We start from the raw sequence: 24260 nt of genomic DNA, 5'->3' as shown, positions 1-24260 counted from the left end.
TCGGGTGCGATCCGAGCCGATTTCGCTCATCGCGTAGTGACGGAGGGGGGCGAGCGCCTCCCGGGACTGTCCGTGGGCGCTCGTAGGATGGAACCAGATCCCCGCCTCCGGAATTCCCGCCGGTCGGCTCTGCCTCGCGTCAGGAGAACACCATCGCCACGTCGGACTACTCGGCTCGCCACCTCTCGGTCCTCGAGGGGCTGGAGGCCGTCCGCAAGCGTCCCGGCATGTACATCGGGTCGACCGACTCGCGAGGCCTCATGCACTGCCTGTGGGAGATCATCGACAACTCGGTCGACGAGGCCCTCGGCGGGCACGGCGACGCCATCGACGTCGTCCTGCACGCGGACGACAGCGTCGAGGTGCGCGACACGGCCCGCGGGATCCCCGTCGACATCGAGCCGAAGACGGGGCTGACGGGCGTCGAGGTCGTCTTCACCAAGCTGCACGCGGGCGGCAAGTTCGGCGGTGGCTCCTACGCCTCGTCGGGCGGCCTGCACGGCGTCGGGGCGTCCGTGGTCAACGCGCTGTCCGAGCGGCTCGACGTCGAGGTAGACCGTGGCGGCAAGACGTGGGCGATGTCGTTCCGCCGGGGCGAACCCGGCACGTTCGCCGACGACGGCGCGCCCACCCCGGACGCGCCGTTCACGCCGTTCGTCTCGGGCAGCGTGCTGCGCGAGGTGGGCAAGGTCAAGCGCGGCGTGACCGGCACGCGCATCCGGTACTGGGCCGACCGCCAGATCTTCACCCGTGGTGCGTCGTTCCAGCCCGACGAGCTGTCGGGGCGTGCCCGTCAGACCGCGTTCCTCATCCCCGGGCTCACGCTCCGCATCCGGGACGAGCGGCCCGGGTCGCTCACCGACGGGGGCTTCCCGCACGAGAGCACCTACCGCTTCGACGGGGGAATCAGCGAGTTCGTCGAGTTCCTCGCCCCCGACGCCCCGGTCACGGACACCTGGCGCATGACCGGCACGGGCACGTACACGGAGACGGTGCCCGTCCTCACCGAGGGCGGCGCGATGGTCGCCACCGAGCTCGAGCGCGAGTGCGAGGTCGACATCGCCCTCCGGTGGGGCGGCGGCTACGAGACGGTCCTCCGCAGCTACGTGAACATCATCGCGACCCCGAAGGGCGGCTCGCACCAGACGGGCTTCGAGGCGGGGCTGCTCAAGTTCATGCGCCAGCAGGTCGAGCTCGCGGCGCGGCGGCTCAAGGTCGGCACGGACAAGATCGAGAAGGACGACGTGATGGCGGGCCTGACCGTCGTGCTGACCGTCCGCCTCCCGGAGCCGCAGTTCGAGGGCCAGACGAAGGAGATCCTCGGGACGCCCGCCGTCCGGGCGATCGTCGCGAACGTCGTCCAGACGCGCTTCGCCGAGCTCTTCGCGTCCGCCCGCCGCGAGGACAAGGCCCAGACGGCCCTCGTGCTCGACAAGGTCGTCTCCGAGATGAAGTCGCGCATCGCCGCGCGAGCCCACAAGGAGACGCAGCGGCGCAAGAACGCCCTCGAGAACTCGTCCTTGCCGGCGAAGCTCGTCGACTGCCGGTCGAACGACGTCGGCAACAGCGAGCTCTTCATCGTCGAGGGGGACTCGGCCCTGGGCACGGCGAAGCTCGCCCGCAACAGCGAGTACCAGGCGCTGCTGCCGATCCGGGGCAAGATCCTCAACGTGCAGAAGGCGTCGGTGAGCGACATGCTCTCGAACGTCGAGTGCGCCTCGATCATCCAGGTGCTCGGAGCAGGGTCGGGCCGGTCGTTCGACATCGACGCCGCTCGCTACGGCAAGGTCATCATCATGAGCGACGCCGACGTCGACGGGGCCCACATCCGCACCCTGCTCCTCACGCTCTTCTTCCGGTACATGCGCCCGATGATCGAGCAGGGTCGCGTCTTCGCGGCCGTGCCGCCCCTGCACCGCGTCGTCGTCATCAACCCCGGAAGCAAGCCGAACGAGACGATCTACACCTACTCCGAGAAAGAGCTGCAGACGCTCCTCGCGAAGCTGCGTCGCTCGAACAAGAAGTTCCAGGACCCGATCCAGCGCTACAAGGGCCTCGGCGAGATGGACGCCGAGCAGCTCGCCACGACCACGATGGATCGCTCGGGGCGCATGCTGCGCCGGGTGCGGGTCGACGACGCCGAGGCCGCGGCCAGGGTCTTCGAGCTCCTCATGGGCAACGAGGTCGCGCCGCGCAAGGAGTTCATCATCGACGGCGCCGGGCTCAGCCGGGAGCGCATCGACGTCTGACCTGCGCTGACCGCCCGTCCGGCCTGACCGCCCGTGCGGCCAGACCGCCCGCCGGACCCGCGGTCAGGCCGCCCCGCGTGTCTGGCCACCCGGCAGCTGGCCGGGCAGGCGGGCCGTCCTCACTCGGGCTCGGTGCCCGCGGGCGCTCCCGTCGCGGCGTCGGTGACGTGGGCCAGCGACGCGCCCACCGCGGCGACGACCGCCTCCAGGGGCGTGCCGGACGCGTCGCGACGCACGAGCGTCTCGGGGAGCGACCGGACGCCTCCGTCGGCCGCCACCGCTCGCGCAGGGGCAGGGCCCACCCAGGCGAGCGACAGCTCCGACTCGCCCTTCAGCAGCGCATGTGACCGGACGCCCCCGGTGGCGCGGCCCTTGGCCGGGAACTCGGCGAACGCGCTGACCTTGGCACGGCCGGGGTCGGTGCCCTCGAGCGCGCCGGCGGCGGACGAGATGGTGGCGACCACCGCCTCCTGCCCCTCGGGGACGGCGCCGAAGAAGACGACGCGGGCGTCCGGGGCGACGGAGACTCCGGCGACACCGCCGCCGGCGGGCCCCTGGGGGCGCACCGACGACGCCGGGAACCGCAGCAGCTGCGTGCTCGACGTCACGAAGACGAGCTCGTCGTCGTCGGCGCCCTGGGCCGCCCCGACGACGGAGTCGCCCTTCTTCAGCGTGATCACCGGGAACTCGGGCTTGGGCGGGTACTGTCCCGTCACCACGCGCTTCACGACGCCCCGGGCGGTGCCGAGGGCGATCGGGCGGTCGGCCGTCAGCGAGACGAGCGCGAGCACCCGCTCGGACCTGTCGGCGAGGCCGAGGTAGTCGCGCACGGGGACGCCTGCTCCGAGCTGCACCGAGGTGGGCGGCACGGCCGGCAGGTCGACCGGCGTGAACCGCAGCAGCCGCCCGGTCGTCGTCACCGCACCGATCTCGGCGCGGGTCGTCGTGTCGATCGACGACAGCACGGCGTCGTGCGCAGTCCGCCGCGACGGGGGAGCGGGCGTGGCCGCCGACGGGTCCTGGTGGTCGACCCGCAGGAGGCGCCCCGTCGTGGACAGGAACACCCGCGTGGGCGTGTCGGCGATCTCGAGCACCGGGGCGTTCTTGCCGCGGCCCTGCTTCGCGATGCTCGGGGCGGCCTCGGTGAGGAGGGTGCGGCGCGGCGTCCCGAACTGCTCGGCGATGTCGGCGAGCTCGCTCGAGACGAGCGCACGGAGCCGAGCCGGGTCGCCGAGCAGCGCCTGCAGCTCGGCGATCGCGGCGCGCAGCTCGTCACGCTCGGTCTCGAGCTCGACGCGGCTGAACTTGGTGAGGCGCCGCAGCTGCAGGTCGAGGATGTACTCGGCCTGGATCTCGCTCAGGTCGAAGACCTCGCGGAGGCGGGCGCGGGCGGCGGCCGTGTCGTCGCTCGAGCGGATCACCTGGATGACCTCGTCGATGTCGAGGATGGCGATCAGGAGCCCCTCGACCAGGTGGAGGCGCGCCTCCTTCTTGCCGAGGCGGTGCCGAGTGCGACGGGTGACGACCTCGACACGGTGGCCGACGTAGACCTCGAGCATCTCCTTGAGGCCGAGGGTCCGCGGCTGGCCCTCGACGAGCGCGACCGCGTTGATGCTGAAGCCGTCCTCGAGGGGGGTGTAGCGATAGAGCTGCTCGAGCACGGCCTCCGGGCTGAAGCCCGTCTTGATGCCGATGACGAGGCGCAGGCCGTGGGTGCGGTCCGTCAGGTCGGTGACGTCGGTGATCCCCGTGAGCTTCTTCGCCTGGACGCCGTCCTTGATCTTCTCGATCACCTTCTCGGGGCCGACGAGGTAAGGCAGCTCGGTCACGACGAGGCCGGACTTCCGCGCCGTGATGCTCTCGACCTGCACGCGCGCGCGGGTCTTGAACGACCCGCGTCCGGTCGCGTAGGCGTCGCGGACCCCGGCGAGGCCGGAGATGGTGCCGCCGGTGGGCAGGTCGGGGCCCGGCACGAAGGCCATCAGGTCGTCGAGGCTCGCGTCGGGGTTGTCGATCAGGTGGCGGGCGGCGCCGACGACCTCGACGAGGTTGTGCGGGGCCATGTTCGTCGCCATGCCGACGGCGATGCCGCTCGCGCCGTTCACGAGCAGGTTCGGGAACGCCGCGGGGAGCACCTCGGGCTGCATGAGCTGGTTGTCGTAGTTGGGCACGAAGTCGACGACGTCCTCGTCGAGGCTGCGCGTCATCGCGAGCGAGGCCTCGGCGAGCCGGGCCTCGGTGTACCGCGGCGCGGCCGGCCCGTCGTCGAGCGAGCCGAAGTTGCCGTGCCCGTCGATCAGTGGGACGCGCATCGTGAAGGACTGCGCCTGCCGCACCATCGCGTCGTAGATCGCGGTGTCGCCGTGGGGGTGCAGCTTGCCCATCACCTCGCCGACGACGCGCGCGCTCTTGACGTGGCCCCGGTCGGGGCGGAGCCCCATCTCGGACATCTGGTAGAGGATGCGTCGCTGCACCGGCTTGAGGCCGTCGCGGGCGTCGGGCAGGGCCCGGGAGTAGATGACCGAGTAGGCGTACTCGAGGAACGACCCCTGCATCTCGAGCGAGACGTCGATGTCCTCGATGCGCTCTCCGGAGTCGGTCGGGCCGGTCGTGTTCTCGGTCGTCGTCATGCACTTCTCTGGGACAGGAGGTGCGGGAGGCACCTGGGCGGGCGGTCGTCGACGCGAGGAGGCGGCAGCGGCGGGAGGGCGGTCCGCTCGCGGACCCGCTGTGCCAGACTGGTGCCGATGACGACCATCGTACCGGCGCGTCCCCCCGGCGCGGTGAGCCTGGCCGACGTCCTCCCGTCCGTCCTCGCCGCGCTGACCGGCGGCGTCGGGGCCCTCCCGCTCCCGCCTGCCCGATCGGCCGTCGTCCTGCTCGTCGACGGGCTCGGCTCCGCCGCCCTCGGGGCCCGCCGTGGCCACGCTCGCCACCTGGCGGGCGCCTCCGGCAGCCTCTTCTCCGGATTCCCGACGACCACCGCCTCCGCTCTCACGACCTTCACCACCGGCCGCCTGCCGGGCGAGCACGGCCTGGTCGGCTACTCGGTGCTCGACGCCGAGCGCGACCGCGTCGTCAAGCAGCTGTCCGGCTGGGACGCCGGCATGCGGCCCGACACGTGGCAGCTCAGCGGCACGGTGTTCGAGGACGCCGCCGCCCGGGGCGTCCGCAGCGCGGCCGTCGGCCCTGCGCGCTACGCCCGGTCAGGGCTGACGGAGGCGATCCTGCGCGGCGCGGCCTACGAGGTGGCCGAGTCGATCGCGGACAGGTTCCGTCGCGCGCGCGACCTCGTCGCCGCCCCCGGGGACACGATCGTCTACCTCTACGTGCCCGAGCTCGACATGATCGCGCACCGCCTCGGCTGGCAGAGCGACGAGTGGACGGCCGCTCTCGAGGAGGTGGACGGCGAGGTGGGCCGGCTCGCCGCCTCCCTCGGGCCCGACGAGGGACTCCTCGTGACGGCCGACCACGGTGTGCTCGACGTCGGAGAGAGGGGACGCATCGTCTTCGGGCACCGCGCCGCGCTGGTGGACGGCGTGCGTCACGTGGCAGGCGAGCCCCGGTGCCTGCAGCTGCACTTCGAGCCGGACGCGTCGGAGGCGGTCCGCGCCGCCACCCTGGAGGCCTGGCGCGCGGCGGAGTCGGACCGCGCCTGGGTCGTCACCCGCGAGGAGGCGGTGCAGGCCGGGTGGTTCGGCCCCGTCGATCCCGTCGTGGCGCCCCGCATCGGCGACGTCCTGGTCGCTGCACGGAAGGGCGTCGTCTGGTACGACGGCAGGAACTCCGGAGGGCAGGCCGGGTCGATGATCGGCCAGCACGGCTCGTGGTCCGGTGACGAGACGCAGGTGCCCCTGCGACGGTTCGGCGCCTTCGCCCGCTGATCCGCGCTCACGTCGTCCGCGCGAGGACTCAGACGGGCGTCAGGCGGGGTCGTCGTCCGAGCGGGCCCCGAAGACGATCTCGTCCCAGCTCGGCATGGAGGCGCGGCCGCGGGCCTTCTTCGGGCCACCCTGACCGGGCACGACGCCGTCCGGTCCGGGCATCGGGCGTCGACCGCCCCGGGCCTGCCCCACGGTGCGCGGGCGCTGCCCACCGTCTCCCTGTGCCGAGGAGGCACCAGGGAGGAGAGGCGGCGGCGTCGTCTCGCCTTCAGGCAGGTCGAAGTCGTCGAGGGGCACGTCGATGACCCGGATCGAGCTGGTCGCGAGGTCGTCCCGTGAGGAGTCGTCCGAGAAGCGCGCCGCCTCGCGTTCGCCTCGGCGGCGACGGAGGGCCTCGAGCAGGTCGGCGGTCTGGGCGTGCGGGTCGCCGGCGGCGGCGTCGGGGTCGCGGTTCGTGGCCGCGAGGGAGGCGGGGGAGCGGACGTCCCGTCGCGCGACCGCTGCGGGGCGGTCCGCACGGTGCTCGTCCGGGGCGGCGTCGTCCAGGTGCCCGTCCTCGGGCTCGACGAGGAACGCGCCGCTGTCGAAGCGCCCCGTCACGGGCTCGTCGTCTGCGGGGCGGAGGCCGACGGCCCGGAGACGCGGGACGAGGGGGCCGACGTCGGCCGAGTGCTGCGAGAGGGTGCGGGCGTCGCCCGCGTGCGGGACGAGGGAGAGGGCCTTGGGGTCGAAGCGCCAGGTGGCGTCTCGCGACACCTCCTGCGTCACGTACGAGACGGAGACGAGCCAGCCGTGCTCGGCGTCCTTGTAGCTCGTCCAGTGACGGTCGGTCGCGGCGGCAGTGTCGAGACGCGACTCGATGACGCCCCCGAAGGAGGACGAGTCGTCGTCGGGCTGCACGTCGGAGGCGACGGTGACCGCGACGCCGAGGGCGGTGCGCAGCGCGTGCGAGCGCTCGGCGAGGACGGGGCCCTCGAAGCGCCGGACGTAGGCGAGGTCCGCTCCCGTGCGCTCCGCCGCCTGCTCGGGCGAGAGGCCCGAGCGGATGAGCGACTGGATCTCGCGCGGCGGCGCCTTGCGCTCGACCGGGGTGCTGTCGGGGGCCGCAGCGCGCAGCTGCGACCTCAGCGACGGGGTGACGGGGAGCCGGTACTCGGCACCGCCGTCGGCGGCGACGACGAGCGCTCCGCTCTCGACCCCGATGACCCTCAGATCCTGCATCTCGCACGCCTTTCCACCGTCGTGTCCTGGCCAGAAGCGTCCCACGTCAGGGGCGTGTTCCCGGGAATGGAACGGGCGTGCCGCGAGTTCCTCCAGAGCGGCCGAGAGGCCCCTTCGGCGGGTTTGCTATTCGACAACGAGTGATGCAAACTGTGCCCGCCGAATTCGGTACACGAACTTCGGTACACGAACTATTGAAGAACTGGATGGGCATGGCCACCGACTACGACGCACCTCGCAAGAACGACGACGACGGCTCGGAGTCGATCGAGGGGCTCAAGGAGCGCACCCCCGACAAGACCACCGGAGTGATCGACGACGATGCGGACAACCCGGGCTCGTTCGAGCTCGCCGGCCAGGATCTCTCCGACCTCGACCTCGACGTCGTCGTCCTGCCCCCGCAGGTCGACGAGTTCACCTGCGTCGAGTGCTTCCTCGTGAAGCACCGTTCGCAGCTCGACCACGAGACCAAGCTGGGCGTTATCTGCCGGGAGTGCGCTGCCTGAGCGCCTCAAGGAGACGGACGACCTCGTCGGGTCGTCTCGTCGACACCAACCAGTAGGGTGCGGGATCCGTCTCGTCGGTGAGGGTGATCCTCACCACCGGCTTCACCCAGCCACGGAAGAGGGTCCAGGCTCGCGCGTCGAGCCTGGGCCCTCTCTGCTGTGTGGCCTCGGCACCCGAGAAGCCCCGCACCTCTCCGATCTCGTGCGGGAAGAGACGGGCGCGGCCGGCGGAGAACCCCTCGTCGTCGATGCGGAGCACCGGCGAGGTGAAGACGAGGGCGAGCACCGTGGCCGCGTAGAAGAGGACCGCCACGACCACCCCGACGAGCTGGTCGATGGGCAGGAAGACGAGCAGCGTCGCAGGGATGACCAGGGCGGTCGCGACGAAGACGGTGGCCGGCGGCGTGAGCCGTTCGCGGTACGGGTTCATGGGTCCATTCGACCAGACTTCTGCACTAGCCTCGACACGTGACCCCGACCCTCGACGTCCTCTTCACGGCCGACCGAGCCGGCGCCTCCTCGTCCCCGGACGACCTGGCCCCGCAGTACGCGCACCCCGGCGACGCGGGGGCCGACCTGCTCTCGTCCGAGGCGCTCGTCCTCCGGGCGGGCCACCGGGCCCTGGTCGGCACCGGCGTGTCGATCGCCCTGCCCGAGGGCCACGCGGCCTTCGTCGTCCCGCGCAGCGGGCTGGCGGCCAAGCACGGCATCACCGTCGTCAACAGCCCGGGCACGGTCGACGCGGGCTACCGCGGCGAGATCAAGGTCACGCTCCTGAACACCGACCTCGAGTCGGACCACCAGATCGAGGTGGGCGACAAGATCGCCCAGCTCGTCGTCGTGCCCGTCGTCCGGGCCGTCTTCGTCCCCGTCGACGAGCTGCCCGAGAGCAGCCGGGGCACGGGCGGCTTCGGCTCGACGGGCTACGCACACACCACCGGAGGCACCGCATCATGAGGAAGTCGAAGCGCGAGGCGCAGCAGCTGGCCGAGATCGAGGTCGAGACAGCCGACCTGGCCGACGTCGAGGTCGACATCGAGGCCCTGGACGACGCCGAGGTCGAGGTCTTCGACGACTCGAAGTCCGCGCCCGCCGACCGGGCCGACGAGGGCCCGCTCGACGAGACCGAGGCCAATCCGGTCCGCCCGTACGTCGACCTCGGCGGCGTCAAGATCGTCCCGCGCGACGGCCTGCACCTGAGACTCGAGGTCGAGGAGGGCAGCAAGCGCGTCGTCGCGGTCGGCCTCGACTTCGCGAAGTCGACGCTGCAGGTGCAGCCCTTCGCGGCTCCCCGCACGACGGGCCTCTGGAACGAGATCCGCGAGCAGATCAGCGAGCAGATCCAGAAGCAGGGCGGCACGACGACCGAGGTCGACGGCCCGTTCGGCCCCGAGGTCCGCGCCGAGATCCCGCTGATGGGCGGCGACCCGGGCAGCACGCGCCTGGCGCGGTTCATCGGCGTCGACGGCCCGCGCTGGTTCCTCCGCGGCGTGATCGCCGGCGACGCCACCGTCGACGACGAGGCCGCCGCGAAGATCGAGGAGCTGTTCCGCAGCATCGTCGTCGTCCGGGGCACCACCCCGATGCCTCCTCGCGAGCTCATCCCGCTCAGCATGCCCAAGCCGAGCGCGGTCGACGCGTCCTCGGGCGCCGCCGACCAGGCCTGACCCTCGTGGAGCACGACGGGGCGACGGCCCGGCCCGACGACGAGCGACCCCTGCCCGCGGAGGAGTCGCCGCTCGACGACCCGCGCGTGTCGCTGGCCGCACAGCTGCGGGCAGCGGCGCAGAAGGCCGGGATCGGGCAGGTGGCGCCCGGCGAGGTCCCCACCGCGTCCGCGCTGCTCTCGGCGATCGGCGGCGTGCGGGGCCTCGTCGAGTCGATCGTGCCGGGACTCGGCTTCGTCGTCGTCTTCACGATCACCGGCCAGCTGCTCCCGTCCGTCCTGATCCCGGTCGGCCTCGCCGTGCTGTTCGTCGTCGCGCGGGCCGTCCAGCGTGGTCCTGTCGCGCAGGCGCTGGCCGGCGTGCTCGGCATCGCGCTCTCTGCCGGCATCGCCCTGCTGAGCGGCAGGGCCGAGGGCAACTTCGTCCCGGGAGTCGTCATCAACGCGATCTCGCTGCTCGCCATGCTCGTCAGCATCGCGGTCCGCTGGCCGCTCGTCGGCGTCGTCGTCGGCCTCCTGACGAACGAGGGAGGCGCGTGGCGGCAGGACCGCGCCAAGCGCCGCGTCCTCGTGCTGGTCACCTGGCTCTGGGCAGGGCTGTTCGCGGCTCGCCTCGCGGTGCAGCTCCCGCTCCTGCTGAGCGGGCAGATCACCGCGCTCGCGACCCTCAAGCTCCTCATGGGCGTGCCCCTGTACGCCGGTCTCCTCTGGGTCACGTGGCTGCTCGTCCGGACCGTCTACCGCGGCCGCGCCTCCGGTGACGACGTCGTCGACGCGCAGGGCACCGTCAGCTAGCCCACCGCCTCCGGTGCTAGGTTTGTCTCGACATCAAGACAGTTCGACGACATGCGCCCGCAGCCCGTCGACGACTTAGGCTGACCTCGCTGGTGCGGTCCCTCGTCGTCGGGTCATGATGAGGGCGAAGTCCAGCAAGGGAGACGGCACGTGTCTGCAATCAACAGCTTCAGCTCGAAAGACGTCCTGACGGTCGGCGGCACCGACTACGAGGTCTACCGCATCGACGCGGTGGACGGCTCGCAGAAGTTGCCCTTCAGCCTCAAGGTCCTGCTCGAGAACCTGCTCCGCACCGAGGACGGCGCGAACGTCACGGGCGACCAGATCCGCGCGCTCGGCTCGTGGCAGCCGACGGCCGAGCCCGACACCGAGATCCAGTTCTCGCCGGCGCGCGTCGTCATGCAGGACTTCACGGGGGTGCCCTGCATCGTCGACCTCGCGACCATGCGCGAGGCGGTCTCGGCCCTCGGCGGCGACCCCACCAAGATCAACCCCCTCGCCCCGGCCGAGCTCGTGATCGACCACTCGGTCATCGCCGACCTGTTCGGCTCGGCCGACGCCCTCGAGCGCAACGTCGAGATCGAGTACGAGCGCAACGGCGAGCGGTACCAGTTCCTCCGCTGGGGCCAGACGGCCTTCGACGACTTCAAGGTCGTGCCGCCGGGGACGGGCATCGTGCACCAGGTCAACATCGAGTACCTGGCTCGCGTCACCTACAGCCGCGAGGTCGGCGGGGTCCTCCAGGCCTACCCGGACACCCTCGTCGGCACCGACTCGCACACGACGATGGTCAACGGCCTCGGCGTGCTCGGCTGGGGCGTGGGCGGCATCGAGGCCGAGGCGGCCATGCTCGGCCAGCCCGTCTCCATGCTCATCCCCAAGGTGGTGGGCTTCAAGCTCAGCGGCTCGATCCCGACCGGCGTCACCGCGACCGACGTGGTGCTGACCATCACGCAGCAGCTGCGTCGCCACGGCGTCGTCGGCAAGTTCGTCGAGTTCTACGGCGACGGCGTGGCCGAGGTGCCCCTGGCGAACCGCGCCACCATCGGCAACATGAGCCCGGAGTTCGGGTCGACCGCGGCGATCTTCCCGATCGACGACGTCACCCTCGACTATCTCCGCCTCACCGGCCGCAGCGACGAGCAGATCGAGCTCGTCGAGGAGTACGCAAAGCTCCAGGGCCTCTGGCACGACCCGTCGGTCGAGCCGGTCTTCAGCGAGTACCTCGAGCTCGACCTCGCGACCGTCGTCCCGTCGATCGCCGGCCCGAAGCGTCCCCAGGACCGCATCGAGCTGACCAACGCGAAGAGCCAGTTCGGGGTCGACCTCGACAACTACGCCACGACGGACCACTCGATGGTCGACGCCGCGGTCGAGGGCACGTTCCCTGCGTCCGACCCCGTGGGCTTCACCGCGCAGGACGAAGAGTCGTCGCACGCCCACTCGCACACGCACACCTCGCACGCCCCGTCGACGGTGTCGAAGCCGACCCAGGTCGCCCTCGACGACGGATCCTCGTTCACGCTCGACCACGGCGCGGTCGCCATCGCCGCCATCACGTCCTGCACGAACACGTCGAACCCGTCCGTCATGCTCGCGGCCGGCCTGCTCGCCCGCAACGCGAGCAAGAAGGGCCTCAAGGCCAAGCCCTGGGTCAAGACGACCCTGGCGCCGGGCTCGAAGGTCGTCACCGACTACTACGAGAAGGCCGGTCTCACCCCCTACCTCGAGGACCTGGGCTTCTACACCGTCGGCTACGGCTGCACGACCTGCATCGGCAACTCGGGCCCGTTGCTGGACGAGATCTCGAGCGCCGTCCAGGACAACGACCTCGCCGTCACGGCCGTCCTCTCGGGCAACCGCAACTTCGAGGGCCGCATCAACCCCGACGTCAAGATGAACTACCTGGCCAGCCCGCCGCTGGTCATCGCGTACGCGCTGGCCGGGTCGATGAACTTCGACTTCGAGGCCGACGCGCTCGGCACGTCGCCGGACGGCAGCGACGTCTACCTGCGCGACATCTGGCCCGACGCGGCCGAGGTCCAGTCGACCATCGACTCGTCGATCGACACCGACATGTTCACGCACGAGTACGCCGGCGTGTTCGACGGCGACGAGCGCTGGCGGTCGCTGCCGACGCCTACGGGTGCGACCTTCGAGTGGGACCCGGAGTCGACCTACGTCCGGAAGCCCCCGTACTTCGAGGGCATGACCCTCGAGACGACGCCGGTCACGGACATCGTCGGCGCCCGCGTCCTCGCCAAGCTCGGCGACTCGGTCACGACCGACCACATCAGCCCCGCCGGGTCGATCAAGTCGGACAGCCCCGCCGGCCACTACCTGGCCGAGCACGGCGTCGACCGCAAGGACTTCAACTCCTACGGGTCGCGGCGCGGCAACCACGAGATCATGATCCGCGGCACGTTCGCCAACATCCGGCTGCGCAACCAGCTGCTCGACGGCGTCGAGGGCGGCTACACGCGCGACTTCACCCAGGCCGATGCCCCGCAGTCGTTCATCTACGACGCGAGCGCGCGCTACCAGGAGCAGGGCACGCCCCTCGTCATCCTCGGCGGCAAGGAGTACGGCTCCGGCTCGTCGCGCGACTGGGCGGCCAAGGGCACGAGCCTCCTGGGCGTCAAGGCGGTCATCACCGAGAGCTTCGAGCGCATCCACCGCTCGAACCTGATCGGCATGGGCGTCGTCCCGCTGCAGTTCCCGGCGGGCGAGACCTGGGAGTCCCTGGGCCTCGACGGCACCGAGTCCCTCAGCATCCACGGGCTCGAGCAGCTGAACGAGGGCACGACGCCCAAGACCGTGCGCGTCACCGCGGAGCCGACCGAGCACTCGGCCGACGGCGCCCGCACGATCGAGTTCGACGCCGTCGTCCGGATCGACACGCCGGGCGAGGCGGACTACTACCGCAACGGCGGCATCCTGCAGTACGTCCTCCGCAGCCTGGTCTAGCCGCACCCCGAGGCCCTCGACGTCGTGTCCGCACGGCGCCGGGGGCCTCCCGGCGTTCCCGGCGGTCCGCGCCTAAACTGAGGATCGCCGCCTCCGGGCTGCCGGAAAGGAAATCCCGATGAGCATCCTCGAGACGATCAAGGGTCCCCGCGACCTCGATCACCTCACCGACCAGCAGATGATCGCGCTGGCCGCCGAGATCCGCCGCTTCCTCGTCACCGAGGTGTCCAAGACCGGCGGGCACCTGGGGCCCAACCTCGGCGTCGTCGAGCTGACGCTGGCCCTGCACCGGGTCTTCGAGTCGCCGCACGACGCCTTCGTCTTCGACACCGGCCACCAGTCGTACGTGCACAAGCTCGTCACCGGGCGCCAGGACTTCAGCGGTCTGCGGCTGCGAGGGGGCCTGGCGGGCTACCCGCAGCGCTCCGAGTCGGAGCACGACATCGTCGAGAGCTCCCACGCCTCCAGCAGCCTGTCGTGGGCCGACGGCATCTCGCGGGCGTTCCAGCTCACGGGGCAGTCGGACCGCCACGTCGTCGCGGTGGTGGGCGACGGCGCCCTCACCGGCGGCATGACGTGGGAGGCCCTGAACAACATCAGCGACGACAACGGTCGCCGGCTGATCATCGTCGTCAACGACAACGGCCGCTCGTACGCGCCGACGATCGGCGGCATGGCGCGGTTCCTCAACACCGTCCGGACCCGCAGCACGTACCGCGACATGCACCGCGGCTCCGAGGCCGTCTTCGACCACCTCGGGCACCCCGGCCGTGCGCTCTACCGCGGCGTGCGGGGTGGCCTGCACGGCTTCCTCAGCCGGTTCACGAACAACGAGGCCCTCTACTCGAACCTCGACATCAAGTACCTCGGCCCCGTCGACGGCCACGACCAGAAGGCGATGGAGGAGGCGCTCACCCAGGCGAAGGACTACGGCGCCCCCGTCATCGTCCACGCCATCACGGAGAAGGGCCGCGGCTACGACCCTGCCCGCGCCGACGTCGCCGACCAGTTCCACGCGGTCGGCCAGATCGACCCCGAGACGGGCGAGCCGCTCGAGACGACCAACGCCCCCTCGTGGACGAGCGTCTTCGCGGACGAGATCGTCTCGATCGCCGAGCGCGACGAGACCGTCGTGGGCATCACGGCCGCCATGCTCCGGCCCGTCGGGCTGCACAAGCTCGCCGAGCGTTTCCCGAGCCGTGTCCTCGACGTCGGCATCGCCGAGCAGCACGCCGTGACGAGCGCGGCCGGCCTGGCCTTCGGCGGCCTGCACCCCGTCGTGGCCCTCTACGCCACCTTCGTCAACCGCGCCTTCGACCAGGTCCTCATGGACGTCGGCCTGCACCGCGCGGGCGTGACGTTCGTGCTCGACCGGGCAGGCGTCACCGGACCTGACGGGCCCAGCCACCACGGCATGTGGGACCTGGCGCTCCTCCAGATCGTCCCGCACATCCGCCTCGCCGCCCCGCGGGACGCGTCCCGTCTGCGCGAAGAGCTCCGCGAGGCCGTCGCCGTGACCGATGCGCCGACCGTGGTGCGCTTCTCGAAGGGCAGCGTCGGCACCGAGCACGAAGCCGAGTCGCGCCTCCCGGACGGCGTCGACGTGCTGGCGAGCGACGAGCGGCGCGACGTGCTGCTGGTCTGCGTGGGGCCGATGGCCACAGTCGGCCTGGACGTCGCCGAGCGCCTCGCGGCTCAGGGGATCGGGGCGACCGTCGTCGACCCGCGCTGGGTCGTCCCCGTGCCGCGGTCGATCATCGAGCTCGCCGCCGAGCACCGCCTCGTCGTCACCATCGAGGACGGCGTGCGCGTCGGCGGCATCGGCACCCGTGTCCGTCAGGACCTGCGCGAGGCCGGCGTCGACACCGCGCTCACCGAGCTCGGGCTCCCCGTCGAGTTCCTGCAGCACGGCTCGCGGGCAGAGATCCTCGAGGAGGCGGGCCTCACCCCCCAGCACATCGCGCGCGACGTGGTGGCCCAGGTCCTCGGCAGCAAGATCCCCGTGGCCCGGCCGCTCGACGACGCCTCGTCGCGTCGGGTGGACGCGCAGCAGGACTAGGGCGTCCGTGCGCCGCACGGAGCACGACGAGGGTGGGCCCCGACGACCAGGTCGTCGGGGCCCTGCCTCGTGACGGGACGAGCGCCTCCTCGGCGGACGCCGGACGTCCGGCTCAGGCCGGGACGCGCACCGCGTGCTCCGGGCCGACCACGAGGGGGTCGTGGAACGTGCGTCCCCGCACCCGCTCGGAGGCTCCTACGCGGTCGAGGTAGGGCGTCACGCCGCCCATCTGGAACGGCCAGCCGGCGCCCAGGACGAGGCAGAGGTCGATGTCCTCGGCTGCCGCGACCACTCCGTCGTCGAGCATCCGGCCCACCTCGTCGGCGAGGCCGTCCTCGATGCGGCGCCGCAGCTCGTCGTCCGTGAGGGGAGTGCCCTCGCCGGCGACGAGCGCGACGGCCTTCTTGTCGAAGCCCTTGCGCCGGCCCTTGGCGTCGCGCTCGAAGACGCGGCCGTGCTCCGCGAGCCGGTGCAGGCCGTCGCTGGCGAAGAAGCGGTCGGGGAACGCCGCGTGGTGCGTGTCGAGCACGTGCGCCCCGACGGTGAGGCCGACGAGCTCGAGCAGCTCGAAGGGAGTCATCGGGAGGCCGAACGGCGCGGTGGCCCGCTCGACCGTCTCGAAGGGGGTGCCCGTCTCGACGGCGTGCATGGCCTCGCCGAGCAGCTTGGCCAGGATGCGGTTGACCACGAAGCCGGGCGTGTCGGCGGTGATCACGGCGTTCTTGCGCAGTGCGGCTGCCGTCACCATGGCCGTGCTGAGGGTCGCCTCGTCGGTCGCCGGTGCCTTCACGACCTCGATCAGCGGCATCACCGCGACCGGGTTGAAGAAGTGGAAGCCCACGAGGCGCTCGGGGTGCGCGAGGCGGGCCCCGATCTGCTCGACGCTGAGCGACGAGGTGTTCGTGGCCAGCACCGTCGTCTCGGAGACGACGGCCTCGACGTTCGCGAAGACCTCCTGCTTGACGCCCAGTTCCTCGAAGACGGCCTCGATGACCCAGTCCGCGTCGGCGAAGTCGGCGAGGTCGGTCGTGCCGGTCACGAGCGCGGTGAGCCGGTTCGACTCGTCGCCCGAGATGCGCCCCTTCTCGGCCAGCTGCAGGATCTCGCGGCGGATGCGCTCCACCCCGGCGTCCACGCGGGCCTGGTCGATGTCGGTGATGACCACCGGGACCTGCAGCCTCCGGACGAAGAGCAGCGCGAACTGGCTGGCCATCAGGCCGGCCCCGACGACGCCGACCTTGCCGACCTTGCGAGCCACGTCGGGCGACGGAGCCCCCGCGGGCTTCTTCGCCCGCTTCTGCACCAGGTCGAAGGCGTACATGCTGGCGTGGAACTGGTCGCCCGACACGAGCTCGGCGAGGGCCTCGTCCTCAGCGACGAAGCCCGTCGCCCGGTCGGTGTTCCGCGCTGCCTCGAGCAGGTCGAGGGCCACCCAGGGCGACCGCGCCACCCGGCCGATCTTCGACTCGAGCGACTTGCGGGCGATCGAGATCGCGGCGCCCCACTTCACCGCGCGCTCGATCTTGCCGGGCACGTTCGGCCGGGCGACCTTCGTGCGACCCGCCACGACGCCGTCGGCCCAGCGGATAGAGTCCTCGAGGAACGCGGCCGGGCCGAACTCGACGTCGACGATGCCGAGCTCGAGGGCCTGCGCGGCCTTGAGGGTGCGGTTGTTCTTGAGCGGGTTCTCGAGCACGACCTTCAGCGCGTTCTCGATCCCGATCAGGTTCGGCAGCAGCCAGGCGCCGCCCCACGCGGGGACGATGCCGAGGAACACCTCGGGCAGGGCGATGGCCGCGGCGGACGAGTCGACCGTGCGGTAGTCGGCGTGCAGGGCTATCTCGAGACCGCCTCCCAGGGCCAGGCCGTTCACGAAGACGAACGTGGGGACCCCGGCGTCGTGCAGCTTGCCGAGGGTCGAGTGGCCCAGACGGGCCAGCTCGCGGGCGACGTCACGGCTCGGGATCTGGCTGACCTTGCTGAGGTCCGCACCGGCCGCCAGGAAGTACGGCTTGCCGGTGACCGCGATGGCCTGGACCTCGCCGCGGGAGGCGCGGGCCCGGAGGCCGTCGAGGGTCTCGGACAGCTCGACGAGGGTCGCGGGCCCCAGCGTGCTCGGCCGCTTGTGGTCGCGGCCGTTGTCGAGCGTGACGAGGGCGAGGACGCCGCCCGAGGGCAGCGGCACGTCGCGGACGAACGAGTGCGTCACCACCTCGTCGGCGCTGAGGGCGGTGAGCTGGTCGACTGCGCTGCTCACGATCGAGCCGCCTTCCGTGAGTAGTGGGGGTTCTCCCAGATGACGCTGCCGCCCTGGCCGAGGCCGACGCACATGGCCGTGAGCCCGTAGCGGACCTCCGGGTGCTGCTCGAACTGGCGGGCCAGCTGGATCATCAGGCGGACGCCCGACGACGCGAGCGGGTGGCCCACGGCGATGGCGCCTCCCCAGGGGTTGACCCGGGGGTCGTCGTCGTCGACGCCGAAGTGGTCGAGCAGCGAGAGGACCTGAACGGCGAACGCCTCGTTCAGCTCGAACAGGCCGATGTCGTCGATCGTCAGCCCCGCCTTGCGCAGGGCCTTCTCGGTCGAGGGCACCGGGCCGATGCCCATGATCTCGGGCTCGACCCCGGCGTAGGCGAAGCTGACGAGGCGCATCTTGACGCCGAGGCCGAGCTCGTCGGCGGCTCCGCGGGAGGCGAGCAGGCTGACGGTCGCACCGTCGTTCAGCCCCGAGGAGTTGCCGGCGGTGACCCGCCCGTGGGGGCGGAACGGCGTGCGGAGCCCGGCCAGCCCCTCCATCGTGGTCTCGGGCCGTGGCGCCTCGTCGCGCGTGGCCAGGCCCCAGCCCTCGGGCGTCTGCACCGCGACCGGCACGAGGTCAGGCTGGATGTGGCCCGCGTCGTAGGCGGCGGCGAGCTTCTGCTGCGACCGCAGGGCGAAGCGGTCGGAGCGCTCCTTGGTGAGCTGCGGGAACCGGTCGTGGATCCGCTCGGCGGTCGAGCCCATGTTCAGGGCGTCGCCGCTGACCAGCTTCTCGGTGAGGAACCGGGGGTTGGGATCGGCCGCGAAGCCCATCGGGTGCCGACCCATGTGCTCGACGCCGCCCGCGAGGACGACGTCGTAGGCGCCGAACGCGATGCCGCCGGCGAGGGTCGTGACGCTCGTCATGGCACCGGCGCACATCCGGTCGATCGCGAAGCCGGGCACCGACCGGGGCAGCCCCGCCAGGAGGGCCGTGGTGCGGCCGAGGGTCAGGCCCTGGTCGCCCTGCTGCGTCGTGGCGGCGATCGCGACGTCGTCGACGCGGTCGCGGGGGAGCGACGGGTTGCGCTCGAGCAGGCCCTTCATGGCCTTCACGACGAGGTCGTCGGCCCTCGTTCCCCAGTACATGCCTTTTTCTCCGGCCCTGCCGAACGGGGTGCGTACCCCGTCGACGAAGACCACGTCTGTCGTGTCGGCCACAGTGCCTCCAGTGCTCGGAACTGCTCCGATCCTAGGGAGGGGCCTGCTGCCGGGAGAATCCTTGGCGGATTGCTACGAAGCGTCGGCGGGGTCGCTCTCGGGCTCTTGGTGGGCGTCGACAAAGGCCTCGGCCAGCCGCTCGGCGACGGCGTCGACCTGCCACGGGCGCGCGCCGAGCTCGACGAGGGCCGCGGCCAGCGTCTCGGTGTCGAACGGGATCGGCGGCTCCCAGCAGAGGCGCCTCAGCAGCTCGGGCGTGAGCAGGTTCTCGACGGGCAGGTCGAGTCCCTCGGCGATCTCGGCCACCGCGGGGCGTGCGTGCCGGAGGCGCGCGTCAGCCATCGGGTTCTTGTCGGCCCAGCTGCGGGGAGGCGGCAGGGTGTCGCCCGCCGGCCCGCGGGAGGAGGGCAGGTCACGGGTCGCCATGCCGCGCTCGATCGCGGCCCACCAGCGGTCGAGCTCGCTGCGGCTGGCACGACCGACGAACTCCTTGACGCCGGCGAGGGCGCGCTTGTCGGCGGGCTGCGCCTTCGTCGCGGCGACGAGCGACTGGTCGGGGACCAGGCGGCCGGCGGCCGTGTCGACCTGGCGGGCGTAGTCGTCCCGGGCCTGCCAGAGCTCGCGGGCGACGGCGAGCGAGCGGGCGCCGCGGACGGTGTGCAGGCCGGTCAGGCGCCGCCAGGGCTCGGCCTTGGCCGGCTTGGCCTCCCGGGCCACCGTCGCCGCGAACTCCTGGCGAGCGATGTCGAGCTTGCCGTCGCGCTCGAGCAGCTCGGCCATGGCGTCGCGGAGGTCGACGAGGAGCTCGACGTCGAGGGCGGCGTAGACGAGCCAGCTCTGCGGCAGGGGCCGCGTCGACCAGTCGGCGGCCGAGTGCTCCTTGGCGAGGTGGACCCCGAGCAGCTGCTCGACCACGGCGCCGAGGCCGACCTTGGGCAGGCCCGCGAGGCGGGCGCCGAGCTCGGTGTCGAAGACGAGATCGGGGTCGAGCCCGACCTCGCGCAGGCACGCGAGGTCCTGGCTCGCGGCGTGCAGCACCCACTCCTCGTGCCCGATGACGGCCTGCAGCTCGTCGAACGAGCCGATGGCCGGGGGGTCGAAGAGGAACACGCCGCTGCCCCGGCGGAACACCTGGATCAGGTAGGCGCGCTGCGAGTACCGGTAGCCGGAGGCGCGCTCGGCGTCGATCGAGACCGGTCCGTGCCCCGCGGCGATCGCCTCCACGGCCTCGAGGTAAGCCTCGCGGTCGGCGATGACGTGCACCTCGCCGTGCACGGAGTCGGCGGTCGCGGCGCGCGGGACGATCGTCGCAGGGACGACCGTGACGGCGGGGGAGGAGGGCGACGACTCGTCGACCGGGGATGACTCGGGTGTGGGGGCGCTCATGTCTCCGTCGTTCCGGGGGGTCAGTCGCGGCCCACGCGACGCGACGCGAGGAGCGTGACGCCCTCGACGGTCGGCGGCAGGCCCGCGAGGGTGCAGATCAGCTCGCTCCACGCCGCGACGTGGGGGGCGAGGTCGGTGCTGGTGGGGGTCCACGAGGCGCGCAGCTCGAGCTGCGCCCCGTCGCCCTGGGCGGCGAGCTCGCCGTAGCCGGACGAGAGCACCTTCGTGGCGGTGCCCGAGGCGGAGTGCCGGGAGGCGCCTCCTGCGTCGAGCGAGTCGACCAGCCAGGACCACGCGACGTCCGCGACGAAGGGGTCGAGGGCCAGGTCGGTCTCGAGCGGGGCCTGCGCGAAGCAGACGACGCGGAAGACGCCGCCCCACGCCTCGGGCGCGCTCTCGTCGTACAGCAGGACGAAGCGCCCTGTGCCGAGCTCGGCGTCGGCCCGCCCGGAAGCGCCCACCACGTCGCCGGCGAGGGCGAGCGCGTGCGGGGCGAGGCCGCCGGGGGCAGGGATCTCGGACACGGCGAGGTCGTCGCGCGAGAGGGCCTCGCGGACGGCGGCCGACGCGGCGGCGAACGCGGCCGGGACCGGCGGCGAGGAGGTGTCGGACACCTCAGCAGACTAGGCTCCCACCCGGCTCACAGCCGAGCGGCACGCCGCAGGTGCTCTCGCGCACGTGCCCCCGTTGCTCCGCCCCGTCCGCCCGGAGGTCTCGATGTCCCGACGCCCACGCACGCGCCTTCGCCGCACCCCGGCGGCCGTCGCCGGCCTCGTCGTCTCCGTCTCCGTCGGCGGCACCGTGGTCGCGGCGTCGCTGGCCCTCGCGGCGGGCGCGGTCACCATGGCGCGGAAGGTCGTCACTCCGGCGCGACGCCGCCCTGACGACGTCCGGGTGCTCGGGCACGACCCCGTGGCGGCGACGGTGACCCTCGCGGCGAACGCCGACACGCGCCTGCCCGGCCGCTACAGCTTCTGGTTCGACCACGGGAGGGGGCACGCCCGCCTCGGTGAGGTGGTGCAGGAGGAGCGGGGTCGCGTCGTGCGTCGTGTCGAGGCCGTCGACGAGGGCGACCTGGCGACGGCCAGGGCGGGCCGCATCGGCGGCTGGCTCTGGCGGTCGCCTCGCGACGCCGGCCTCACGGTCGAGGACGTCGAGGTCGACACGCCCGTCGGCCCGGCTCCGGCCTGGCTCGTGCCGGGCCCCGACGGCACCGACGGACCGTGGATGATCGGCGTGCACGGGCGCGGCGTGACCCGGGCCGAGACCGTGCGCGCGGCGCCGGTCTTCCACCGGGCCGGGCTGACCTCGCTGCTCGTGTCGTACCGCAACGACGCCGAGGCGCCCCGGTCGCCCGACGGCCGGTATGCGCTGGGCGACGCGGAGTGGGCCGACGTCGAGGCCGCGATGCGCTGGGCCGTCGACCACGGCGCGACGTCGATCGTGCTGATGGGCTGGTCGATGGGCGGCGCCACCGTGCTGCAGGCGGTGACCCGGGCCGAGCACCGCGACCGCGTCGTCGGCGTCGTGCTCGAGTCGCCCGTCGTCGACTGGCGCACCACGCTCCGCTACCAGGGGACGGCCATGCGCGTGCCGCGGGTCGTGCAGGAGCTGGCGATGCGCCTCCTGCAGTCCCCTCGGGCGTCACGGCTGAGCGGCAGGGCGGAGCCCCTCGACCTCGACCGGCTCGACCTCGTCGAGCGGGCCGGCGAGCTGCGCGTTCCCGTGCTGGTGCTGCACAGCGACGACGACGGCTTCGTGCCGTCGACGGCCTCGCACGCCCTCGCCGCCGCCCGGCCGGACATCGTGCAGCTCGAGGTGTTCGAGGTCGCCCGGCACACGAAGATCTGGAACTACGACCCCGAGCGCTTCGAGGCGGTCATCGACGAGTGGCTGGGCCGTCTGCCACGAGCCAGCGTGCGTACAGGGCGCTCTGGTCGTCCATCATCAGCTGGCTGAGCGAGAGCCGCGACGGGTCGAAGCGCTCCCGGCCGAAGACGGGCAGACCGCTCCCGATGACGACCGGAGAGGTCGAGAGGCAGAGCTCGTCGACGAGGCCGTCGTGCAGCAGCTGCCCGGCGAGCGAGGGCCCGCCCTCGCAGACGAGCGAGCGCAGGCCGTGGCCCCGCAGCCGGTCGACCAGCGTCGCGGGGGCGACCACGCCGTGGTCGTCGTCGACGACGAGGACGGTCGCGCGGGCCGCGACGTCCGCGCCGAGGGTCTCCGTGACGCGGTCGACCGCCGCGGCGGGGCAGACGACGACGACACGGTCGGCGCGGTCGGGGTCCATCCGGTGTCCGCTGAGGTCGCCGCTGGCCGTGAGCACGACGAGCTGGGCGGACCGGGGCACCCGGTAGCCCTCGGCGCGGACGCTCGCGGCGCCGACGAGCACCCCGTCGGCGAGGTCGCGGATCGCCGCCAGCACGGCGCGGTCGTCGGCGTTGCTGAGCGTGTCGGACGTGCCGTCCTCGCCCGCCGCGTCGCCGCTGACGGCCGCGATCAGGTTGAGGCGCAGCCAGTCGGCCGCAGGAGGTGCGTAGAGCTCCCGTAGACGCGCCCGCCCCTCGTCGGTGCCTGCCTCCACGACCGCGCCTGCCTCGACGACAGGGTCTGCCTCGACGAGCGTGCCGGTGCCCGCACCCCGCGCAGGAGCCGGGTGCAGCACCCGCAGGGTCACGCCGCCGACTTCTCTCGGACCTGGCGCTTGGCCCGGGCGAGCAGCGCCGTCATGCCCCGCACGCGGAGCGGGCTGACCGCCACGCCGAGGCCGATCGTCTGCGGGTAGTCGTCGGGGACGTCCTCGAGCACCTCGCGCACCGAGAGGCCGCTCAGCCCCTGGGCGAGGATCGAGGCGAAGCCGCGGGTGGTCGGCGCCTCGCGAGGAGCCGTCGCGTGCATCGTCACGACGTCGTCGGACACCTCGACGAAGATGAACACGGGCGACTGGCACTCTTCCACGCGCTCGAGCAGGTCGGGGTGCCCCTCGTACTCGGCGGGCAGAGACGGCAGCTCGTCCGAGAACTCGAGCAGCAGCTGCAGCCGGTCCTTCACGTCGAGGGCGAGGAAGTCCTCGCGGGTCTCGGCCAGGACTCGGGGGAGCGCCCCGGGCTCGGGGGCCGACACCACGATCAGCGCCCCGGGACCGTGCCGGGCTCCACGCCCTGCACGATCGGCACGCGCACCGCGCTGCCCCACTCGGTCCACGAGCCGTCGTAGTTGCGGACGTTCTCGAACCCCATCAGGTGGTGCAGCACGAACCACGTGTGGCTCGACCGCTCGCCGATGCGGCAGTACGCGACGACGTCGTCGCCGTCGGTGAGGCCGGCGCCGTCGCGGTAGATCGCGTCGAGCTCGCCCAGGCTTCGGAAACGGCCGTCCTCGGCCGCCGCCTTGCCCCAGGGGACGTTCTGGGCGGACGGGATGTGGCCGGCGCGCAGCGCGCCCTCCTCGGGGTAGGCCGGCGCGGTGGTCCGCTCGCCCGAGTACTCCTCGGGGGAGCGGACGTCGATCAGCGGCGAGCCGAGGTGCGCGAGGACGTCGTCCTTGTAGGCGCGGATGCGGCTGTCGTCCCGCTCGACGACGGGGTAGTCGGTGGCGACCGGCTCGGGTGCGTCGGTCGTGTAGCCACGGCCCTCCGCCTCCCACGCGGCTCGTCCGCCGTCGAGCAGGCGCACGTCGTCGTGGCCGAAGAGGGAGAAGACCCACAGGGCGTAGGCGGCCCACCAGTTGTTCTTGTCGCCGTAGATCACGACGGTGCTGTCGCGGGAGATGCCGCTGCGCGACATCAGGGCGGCGAACGCCTCGCCGTCGACGTAGTCGCGCTGCACGGGGTCGTTGAGGTCGAGGTGCCAGTCGATCTTGACGGCGCCCGCGATGTGGCCGGTGTCCCAGAGCAGCACGTCCTCGTCGGACTCGACGACCACGAGGCCGGGCGTGCCCAAGTTCTGCTGCAGCCAGTCGGTGCTGACGAGGCGCTCGGGGTGGGCGTACTCGCTGAACCGTGCGGACGTGTCGTGCTCGACGACCATTGCTGTACCTCCTGGGTCGGCCCCGAGGGGCTGGGCGGTG

19 protein-coding genes are annotated in these 24260 nt (G+C 72.3%); 9 read left to right on the top strand and 10 right to left on the bottom strand.

The genetic code is table 11. The annotated features are described in order from the left end of the window. The first annotated feature begins 152 nt into the window (after positions 1-152). Positions 153-2249 (top strand): toprim domain-containing protein, encoded by a 2097-nt coding sequence (locus IFT90_RS08140; RefSeq protein ID WP_192042319.1) that lies wholly within the window; start codon positions 153-155, stop codon positions 2247-2249. Positions 2250-2368: 119 nt separating this feature from the next. Here the strand turns inward: IFT90_RS08140 and IFT90_RS08135 are convergent, their stop codons facing one another. Next, positions 2369-4879, bottom strand: coding sequence for a DNA topoisomerase (ATP-hydrolyzing) subunit A (locus IFT90_RS08135; protein ID WP_192041761.1), 2511 nt, complete (start codon positions 4877-4879; stop codon positions 2369-2371). Between the two features lie 117 nt (positions 4880-4996). Between IFT90_RS08135 and IFT90_RS08130 the strand changes: the two genes are divergently transcribed. Next, positions 4997-6133, top strand: a complete 1137-nt coding sequence (locus IFT90_RS08130) for an alkaline phosphatase family protein (protein WP_192041760.1) — start codon at positions 4997-4999, stop codon at positions 6131-6133. A gap of 39 nt (positions 6134-6172) precedes the next feature. On the opposite strand, the gene sepH is transcribed toward IFT90_RS08130, so the two are convergent. Next, positions 6173-7354, bottom strand: a complete 1182-nt coding sequence (sepH, locus tag IFT90_RS08125) for a septation protein SepH (protein WP_192041759.1) — start codon at positions 7352-7354, stop codon at positions 6173-6175. 212 nt (positions 7355-7566) lie between these two features. On the opposite strand from sepH, the gene IFT90_RS08120 reads away from it, so the two are divergent. Beyond that, entirely contained in the window at positions 7567-7860 is a 294-nt protein-coding gene (locus tag IFT90_RS08120; RefSeq protein WP_192041758.1) for a DUF4193 domain-containing protein, read from the top strand. Here IFT90_RS08120 and IFT90_RS08115 read toward each other — a convergent pair. Beyond that, complete coding sequence (locus tag IFT90_RS08115) at positions 7835-8290, bottom strand: DUF3093 domain-containing protein (RefSeq protein WP_192041757.1); 456 nt, start codon at positions 8288-8290, stop codon at positions 7835-7837. The genes IFT90_RS08120 and IFT90_RS08115 overlap by 26 nt on opposite strands. A 38-nt stretch (positions 8291-8328) precedes the next feature. Here IFT90_RS08115 and dut point away from each other — a divergent pair, with 38 nt between their 5' ends. From dut to dxs, 5 genes are all read left to right on the top strand, one after another. Next, positions 8329-8817, top strand: a complete 489-nt coding sequence (gene dut, locus IFT90_RS08110) for a dUTP diphosphatase (RefSeq protein WP_371812190.1) — start codon at positions 8329-8331, stop codon at positions 8815-8817. Next, complete coding sequence (locus tag IFT90_RS08105) at positions 8814-9527, top strand: DUF3710 domain-containing protein (RefSeq protein ID WP_192041756.1); 714 nt, start codon at positions 8814-8816, stop codon at positions 9525-9527. The genes dut and IFT90_RS08105 overlap by 4 nt, the downstream gene beginning before the upstream one ends. A gap of 5 nt (positions 9528-9532) precedes the next feature. Further along, a complete protein-coding gene (locus IFT90_RS08100; protein WP_192041755.1) occupies positions 9533-10321 on the top strand; it encodes a DUF3159 domain-containing protein in 789 nt (262 codons plus the stop codon). 150 nt (positions 10322-10471) lie between these two features. After that, entirely contained in the window at positions 10472-13288 is a 2817-nt protein-coding gene (locus IFT90_RS08095; protein ID WP_192041754.1) for an aconitate hydratase AcnA, read from the top strand. 118 nt (positions 13289-13406) lie between these two features. After that, on the top strand, positions 13407-15347 hold the full coding sequence (gene dxs, locus IFT90_RS08090; protein WP_192041753.1) for a 1-deoxy-D-xylulose-5-phosphate synthase: 1941 nt from the start codon (positions 13407-13409) through the stop codon (positions 15345-15347). Between the two features lie 112 nt (positions 15348-15459). On the opposite strand, the gene IFT90_RS08085 is transcribed toward dxs, so the two are convergent. From IFT90_RS08085 to IFT90_RS08070, 4 genes are all read right to left on the bottom strand, one after another. Further along, a complete protein-coding gene (locus IFT90_RS08085) occupies positions 15460-17604 on the bottom strand; it encodes a 3-hydroxyacyl-CoA dehydrogenase NAD-binding domain-containing protein (protein WP_192041752.1) in 2145 nt (714 codons plus the stop codon). Beyond that, positions 17601-18806 carry an acetyl-CoA C-acyltransferase gene (locus IFT90_RS08080; protein ID WP_192041751.1) on the bottom strand — a complete coding sequence of 402 codons (1206 nt, stop codon included), beginning with the start codon at positions 18804-18806 and terminating at the stop codon, positions 17601-17603. The genes IFT90_RS08085 and IFT90_RS08080 overlap by 4 nt, the downstream gene beginning before the upstream one ends. Before the next feature lie 72 nt (positions 18807-18878). Beyond that, positions 18879-20192, bottom strand: a complete 1314-nt coding sequence (locus tag IFT90_RS08075; protein ID WP_192041750.1) for an HRDC domain-containing protein — start codon at positions 20190-20192, stop codon at positions 18879-18881. Positions 20193-20212: 20 nt separating this feature from the next. Further along, positions 20213-20806 (bottom strand): DUF3000 domain-containing protein, encoded by a 594-nt coding sequence (locus IFT90_RS08070; RefSeq protein WP_123545995.1) that lies wholly within the window; start codon positions 20804-20806, stop codon positions 20213-20215. Positions 20807-20909: 103 nt separating this feature from the next. Between IFT90_RS08070 and IFT90_RS08065 the strand changes: the two genes are divergently transcribed. Then, on the top strand, positions 20910-22151 hold the full coding sequence (locus IFT90_RS08065; RefSeq protein ID WP_244644836.1) for a S9 family peptidase: 1242 nt from the start codon (positions 20910-20912) through the stop codon (positions 22149-22151). On the opposite strand, the gene IFT90_RS08060 is transcribed toward IFT90_RS08065, so the two are convergent. Genes IFT90_RS08060 through IFT90_RS08050 form a run of 3 tightly spaced genes read right to left on the bottom strand, consistent with a single transcriptional unit; the run spans position 22072 to position 24220 of the window. After that, a complete protein-coding gene (locus IFT90_RS08060) occupies positions 22072-22869 on the bottom strand; it encodes a dihydrofolate reductase family protein (protein WP_192041749.1) in 798 nt (265 codons plus the stop codon). The genes IFT90_RS08065 and IFT90_RS08060 overlap by 80 nt on opposite strands. After that, the gene (locus IFT90_RS08055) at positions 22866-23318 is read right to left on the bottom strand and encodes a SufE family protein (RefSeq protein WP_371740883.1); all 453 of its coding nucleotides are present in this window, start codon (positions 23316-23318) and stop codon (positions 22866-22868) included. Before IFT90_RS08055 ends, IFT90_RS08060 begins: the two co-directional genes overlap by 4 nt. Positions 23319-23320: 2 nt before the next feature. After that, entirely contained in the window at positions 23321-24220 is a 900-nt protein-coding gene (locus tag IFT90_RS08050) for a sulfurtransferase (RefSeq protein ID WP_192041748.1), read from the bottom strand. Positions 24221-24260 lie beyond the last annotated feature (40 nt).

The sequence above is a fragment of the Frigoribacterium sp. CFBP 8766 genome (assembly GCF_014841435.1).
Classification (GTDB): Bacteria; Actinomycetota; Actinomycetes; order Actinomycetales; family Microbacteriaceae; genus Frigoribacterium.
This window is presented reverse-complemented; position numbering and strand designations above follow the sequence as displayed.